The organism is Campylobacter sp. IFREMER_LSEM_CL1085, from assembly GCF_025772235.1.
Classification (GTDB): Bacteria; Campylobacterota; Campylobacteria; order Campylobacterales; family Campylobacteraceae; genus Campylobacter_D; species Campylobacter_D lari_D.
Map to the genome: position 1 here is coordinate 41,810 of NZ_JAKMRU010000014.1, position 6,104 is coordinate 47,913.

Sequence of the window (6,104 nt, forward strand, 5' to 3'; positions counted from 1 at the left end):
AGTTAAAAATGGGAAAAAAACATAAATGTCCAGAATGTCCAGCAGGTGAAAAATGGGCAGTGCCTTATGCAGACTTTTTAAGTTTGCTTTTGGCACTTTTTATTGCTCTTTGGGCGATTTCTGAAAGTAATCCTGCAAAAACTGAAGCCTTGAAAACTGAATTTGTTAAAATTTTTGAATTCACTGCTTCTAGTCCTTTAGAAAAAGAAAGTGAAGTGCATAATAAATATAGTGCACCTTCAAATGCAAATGTAGAAGAGCTTGAAAAACTTAAGAAATTAAGTATTACTCAACAAGAAAATATAGAAAAATTAAAAGCAGCATTAGATCAAAGAGAAAATAATATAGTTTTAAATTTACCAGCTAGAGTTGAATTTGCTAGGGGTAGTATTCAGATTGATTCTGCTGATGTACAAGATTTTTTAAAGCGTATTAGTGAAGTGCTTAAGAAAATGCCAAAGCAAGCTCAAATAGAACTTAGAGGTTATACTGATGCAAGCGATCGGGATCCTAAGAGAAATTTTGATTTAGCTAGTAAAAGATCTCAAGTTGTAGCTGATTATTTAATAGCTAAAGGAATCGATCCAACTCAACTTATAGTTGTAAGTTTTGGTGATAATTATCCTTTAAGTGCAAATAAAGAAGATGAAATAAATAATAGGGTAGAGTTTTATATTCGCGTAGATTCTTCAGACAATCAAGTTAGAAAGTCAGTATTAGATCAAATAGAAACTTTTAAATAACAAATAAGCTTTATAAACTTATTTGTTATTTTCTCCGCCAAAACGAAGCAATGCTGAACCCCAAGTAAATCCACCACCAAAAGCATCAAGCAATATTAGTGAGCCTTGTTTTAAACGACCTTGTTCATAAGCATCATTCATTGCCATAGGTATTGAGGCTGCTGAAGTATTGCCGTATTTTTGCACTGTAACTACGCATTGTTCATCTGTAAAATTTAATTTTTCTTGCACGGCTTTAATAATTCTTAAATTAGCTTGATGAGGTATAAAAAGATCAATTTCTTCACTTTTTATATTATTTTTTGTAAGAATATCAACAACATCGTTACTTAGAGTATTTACTGCAATTTTAAATACTTCGTTTCCTTTCATTTGCATAGAAAGAGGAGAGCAAATGCTACTTTTTTGAGATCTTTGAGTTATTAATAAATCTCCAAACTCCCCATCACTTGCTGTATGGGTATCTATAATCGGATAATTATCATCTAAAGATACAATTCCAGCACCAGCTCCATCGCCAAATAAAACACAAATACTTCTATCTGTATAGTCTATAATAGAGCTAATTTTTTCAGCTCCAATAATTAAAACATTTTTCTTTGTTTTGCTTTCAACCATAGATTTAGCAAGTTCTAAAAGATAAATAAACCCTGAACATGCTGCAGAAATGTCAAAAGCAGTGATGTTTTTTAATCCAAGATTATGAGCAATTTTACATGCAGTTGATGGCATAGTAAAGCAATCAGGACTTAAAGTAGCAACAATAATAGCATCTATGTCTTGAGGTTTTAAATTCGCTCTTTGTATAGCTTTGATAGCTGCTTTAGTACCAAGATCACTTGTGTTTTCATCATCATTTGCTATGCGTCTTTGTTCTATTCCTGTTCTTCTTAATATCCACTCATCACTAGTTTGCACCATAGATTCTAATTCTTTATTGCTAAGTATTTTTTCAGGGATGTAAGAAGCTATACTTTTTAATGAAGCTTTAGTTGATTTCATAATTGGCAAGTTCTTTTTCTATAGTTTGATTTATATTTGATTGTGTAAAATTTAATGCTTGAAAAATAGCATTTTTAATGGCTTTTGGACCGCTTTTACCATGACTTATAATGACACATTCTTTCACACCTAGAAGTGGAGCCCCGCCATATTCTTCATAATCAATGTGGGTTTTTAATTCATTAAAAGCAGGTTTTGCTAAAAGATAGCCAAGTTTTGATAAAAAAGATTTTTGAATTTCTTGTTTTAAAAGTTTTGTAATAACACTTGCTACACCTTCGCCGGTTTTAAGTAAGATATTTCCATTAAAACCATCGCATACTAATACATCTATCGTGCCATTAAATATATCTCTTCCTTCAGCATTTCCGACAAAATTTGAAAGTTGCTTTAAAAGTTGATGGGTTTCTTTAGTAAGCTCATTTCCTTTGCATTCTTCTTCACCATTTGAAAGCAAAGCAACTCTAGGCTTAGCAATTTTTAAAATTTCTTTAGCATAGGCTTCACCCATAATGGCAAATTGAAACAAATGCTCACTTTTGCAATCAACATTTGCACCAACATCTAACACTAATGTTCTTGAATGGATATTTGGCATTAAAGTGGCTATTGCAGGTCTAGCGATATTGGCTAATCTTCCAAGTCTTAAAGTAGCCAAACTCATAGTAGCTCCACTATGTCCAGCTGACACAACAGCTTTTGCTTTTTGATTTCTTACTAAATCTATGGCTTTGTAGATTGTACTATCTTTTCGTTTTAATGCATCTGTAGAATTTTCTTCCATAGCAAATACATCAAAAGCCTCTTCATATTCTATATATGAGTTTAATTCTTGAGGGATTAAGGTTTTAAGCTTTTGAGGATCTCCTACTAAGATGGCTTTAAATTTTCGCTCTTTTAGAGCTTGAATTACACCTTCTATAATAGGCTTTTCCCCAAAATCACCACCCATTGCATCAATAGCAATGCTCGTCATTGTTCTTAATATTCCTTAGTTACAGGATTTACACGATGAGGCATTTTGTAGCTACCATCTTTATCCTTAATAGGCATAGGTAGGGTAACTTTGTAATGAGTTCTGCGTTTTGCTGCGCGAGTTTTGCTCACTCTTCTCTTAGGTACTGCCATTTTTTACTCCTTTATTAATTTAAACATTTATTACAATAAAAATAATCACTTAAGTAAGATTGTAATTCACTTGTAGCAAGCTCTATTAAGTCAATATGAGAGTCAAAAAACTCCATAGTATCACTTAAAGTATTATTTTCATCTTTAAAAATTCCATCGCTTGCAAAAAGCTCTATATTTTGATCGATTTCAAGTTCCATTTCATCACCACATCGATCGCAATTTCTATAAGTAAATCCTTTAAAATTAGCTGTTATTTTAGCTAATTTTGGATTAACTTTTGTAATAGTTCCTTCAAAAACTATATTATCAAGATCTAGTTTAAAAGGATAAGCTACAGAGCTAAGTTTTGCAAAGGCAATTTTCATTATAAAATTTCAGTTTTTGAAAAGAAAAATTCTATTTCAATTTTTGCATTTTCCAAGCTATCGCTTCCATGAACCGCGTTTGCATCAATACTATCTGCAAAATCTGCTCTGATAGTACCAGGAGCCGCTTCTTTTGGATTTGTAGCACCCATTAATTCTCTGTTTTTTAACACAGCATTTTCGCCTTCTAAAACAGAAACCACAACTGGACCACTGATCATAAATTCAACTAAGTCTTTAAAAAATGGTCTATCTTTGTGTACAGCATAAAATTCTTGTGCTTCTTTTTCTGAAAGCTGTATTTTTTTTGTAGCCGCTATTCTTAGACCATTGCTTTCAAAGCGTGTTAAAATTTGACCAATAACGCCTTTTTTTACTGCATCAGGTTTAATAATAGAAAGTGTTTTTTCCAAAATCGTCCCCTTAATTTAGAATAAGTTTTATATTTATAAAAGAGCTAATTATATCAAAAAATGCTTTAAAATTATATAAAAATTGTAATTTTGAGTTATAAAATGAAGAAGCTACAAGCATCTTAAATACTAGAAAGATGCTTGTATTGGGTATTAATTAAGCAAATACCGGAGTTGAGCCATCTCTTAAATCGCTTCCGATATTATCACGACTTGGTTGACCACTAACTACATCGCTCCATACAATACAGCCATCAGTTGGACATGCACTTGCACATGCTGGCTGATCATTATGTCCTACACATTCAACACATTTATCAGCATAAACATAATATCTATCTTCGCCCTCAGGGTTATTTGCATCATCTACGATTGCACTTACTGGGCATTCATCTATACAAGAACCACATGCTATACAAATATCAGTAATTTTAACTGCCATTTTTTACTCCTTAAATATTAAAAGTTTAATATAAGATTATCAAAATTGTCTTAATTTTATTCTTAAAATCTTTTAATTTTGATAATAAAATTAATTTACATACAAATTTACACAATTAATAAATTTTTAAATTTACAAATGATATTATTTTGTTACAAATAAAATTTATTAATTAGGAGATAAACGATGATAGTAACTAAAAAAGCTATTGATTTTACAGCACCTGCTGTATTAGGTAATAATGAAATAGTTGGAGATTTTAATCTTTATAAAAATATAGGACCAAAAGGTGCAGTAGTATTTTTCTATCCAAAAGATTTTACTTTTGTTTGCCCTTCTGAAATTATTGCTTTTGATAAAAGATATCAAGATTTTAAAGATAGAGGTATTGAAGTAATTGGTGTATCTTGCGATAACGAATTCTCTCACTTTGCTTGGAAAAATATGCCTGTAAATCAAGGTGGTATAGGTCAAGTTAAATTTCCTTTAGTAGCTGACTTAACAAAACAAATTGCTAGAAATTTTGATGTTTTATTTGAAGAAGCAGTTGCTTTAAGAGGTTCTTTCTTGCTTGATGCTGATGGAACAATCCGCCATGCAGTTATAAATGACTTACCACTTGGAAGAAACATTGATGAAATGATTAGAATGGTTGATACTATGCTATTTACTAATGAACATGGTGAAGTTTGCCCAGCTGGTTGGAATAAAGGCGATGAAGGTATGAAGGCTGACCCTAAAGGTGTTGCTGATTATCTAAGTAAAAACGAAAATAAATTATAATTTTTTAAGCTGAAAGTTATTCTTTCAGCTTAGTATAAATTGTGTTATAAAGTTACAATACTCTCAAAATATACTGATTAATATACATTTTTGATAAATGCTTTTAAAATATTATAACTAGGACATCATGTAATAAATAATTTACTTTTTATTTTATATATTTATTATTTTGTTGTCATTTTATTGTATTAATAGCATGATAATCGTTGTATAAAAATTTACTACAAAATTTTAAGGAGCTGTTATGGTTTTTTCATTTTCTAAGAGCTTATCTTCAAAGCTTATATGGATAATGTGTGTAGGTGTAGTTTCTATTGTAATACTGATTAATTTAGTCAGTTATTTTAATTCAAAAAATAGTACTTTTGATTTACTAACAGAAATGCAAATAAACAATATGATGGATACAAATGCTCTGTATGATTTTTATGGAACAACTAAAAGATTAGCTATAGAATCTTTAGCAGAACAATTTTCTAGTAATTTAAATATGCCTTCAGAACAAATTATGCAAAATCTCAAACTAGCTGCAAAAACTTCTGGTTTTGAGCTAGTTTATGTTGGTTTTGAAGATAGTGGCAAAAATTATCAATCAGATGGTCAAGTACTTGATTTATCAAAAGGTTATGATACCAAAAATAGAGGTTGGTATAAAGAAGCTAAAGCAGCTGGAAAATTTATAACAACTGATCCATATAAATCTGTAACAACAGGAGAAATAGGAATTACTTATGCTATTCCTGTTTATGCTAATGGAAAACTCTTAGCGGTAGTTGGAGGTGACTATAATTTACATACTTTTTCTAAAGATGTTTTAGCTATAGGGCATTCTCAAAGTTCCTATGCAGCAGTATATGATAAAGAAGGTATGGTAATTTTCCACGAAGATAAAGATAAAATGCTTACTAAAACTGACTTAAGTATTAATATAGCAAATGCTATTAAAGCAGAGCCTGATTTAATTGATCCAAGTAAAGAAGATACCTTATTTTATGCCAAAGATGGTGCAGGCAAAACACAAGTTGCAACTTGTAATCAAACTTTAAATCCAAAATACATTGTATGTTCTATTACAGATGAATCTGTATATACCGATGCAGTTAATAAAGTTTTATTCCAACAAGTTATTATTGCATTAATAGCTATTATTGTAGCTTTAATCTTAGTAAGATTTGCTATTATTAAAAACTTAAAACCTATAGCAGTTATAACTACCGGCCTTAAC

Annotated in this window: 9 protein-coding genes; 3 read left to right on the top strand and 6 right to left on the bottom strand. The window is 30.5% G+C overall.

What is annotated here, in order from left to right; genetic code table 11:
• Positions 1 to 8: 8 nt before the first annotated feature.
• On the top strand, positions 9 to 743 hold the full coding sequence (gene motB / locus L8W56_RS06590) for a flagellar motor protein MotB (RefSeq protein ID WP_220566602.1): 735 nt from the start codon (positions 9 to 11) through the stop codon (positions 741 to 743).
• A gap of 18 nt (positions 744 to 761) precedes the next feature.
• On the opposite strand, the gene L8W56_RS06595 is transcribed toward motB, so the two are convergent.
• From L8W56_RS06595 to L8W56_RS06620, 6 genes are all read right to left on the bottom strand, one after another.
• A complete protein-coding gene (locus L8W56_RS06595) occupies positions 762 to 1,745 on the bottom strand; it encodes a beta-ketoacyl-ACP synthase III (RefSeq protein WP_263659785.1) in 984 nt (327 codons plus the stop codon).
• A complete protein-coding gene (plsX, locus tag L8W56_RS06600) occupies positions 1,732 to 2,721 on the bottom strand; it encodes a phosphate acyltransferase PlsX (RefSeq protein WP_263659786.1) in 990 nt (329 codons plus the stop codon). The genes L8W56_RS06595 and plsX overlap by 14 nt, the downstream gene beginning before the upstream one ends.
• A 5-nt stretch (positions 2,722 to 2,726) precedes the next feature.
• On the bottom strand, positions 2,727 to 2,873 hold the full coding sequence (gene rpmF / locus L8W56_RS06605; protein WP_012662034.1) for a 50S ribosomal protein L32: 147 nt from the start codon (positions 2,871 to 2,873) through the stop codon (positions 2,727 to 2,729).
• Positions 2,874 to 2,887: 14 nt separating this feature from the next.
• Positions 2,888 to 3,241, bottom strand: coding sequence for a hypothetical protein (locus L8W56_RS06610; RefSeq protein ID WP_087699608.1), 354 nt, complete (start codon positions 3,239 to 3,241; stop codon positions 2,888 to 2,890).
• Positions 3,241 to 3,654: a nucleoside-diphosphate kinase gene (ndk, locus tag L8W56_RS06615; RefSeq protein WP_039642239.1), complete on the bottom strand. Its 414-nt coding sequence runs from the start codon at positions 3,652 to 3,654 to the stop codon at positions 3,241 to 3,243. Before ndk ends, L8W56_RS06610 begins: the two co-directional genes overlap by 1 nt.
• A 157-nt stretch (positions 3,655 to 3,811) precedes the next feature.
• On the bottom strand, positions 3,812 to 4,096 hold the full coding sequence (locus L8W56_RS06620) for a ferredoxin, 4Fe-4S (protein ID WP_039619165.1): 285 nt from the start codon (positions 4,094 to 4,096) through the stop codon (positions 3,812 to 3,814).
• A 186-nt stretch (positions 4,097 to 4,282) separates the two neighbouring features.
• On the opposite strand from L8W56_RS06620, the gene L8W56_RS06625 reads away from it, so the two are divergent.
• Together L8W56_RS06625 and L8W56_RS06630 are read left to right on the top strand one after the other, a co-directional pair.
• On the top strand, positions 4,283 to 4,879 hold the full coding sequence (locus L8W56_RS06625; RefSeq protein WP_133319569.1) for a peroxiredoxin: 597 nt from the start codon (positions 4,283 to 4,285) through the stop codon (positions 4,877 to 4,879).
• A 244-nt stretch (positions 4,880 to 5,123) separates the two neighbouring features.
• On the top strand, positions 5,124 to 6,104 hold a 981-nt coding region (locus L8W56_RS06630), incomplete at its 3' end, for a cache domain-containing protein (protein ID WP_263659787.1).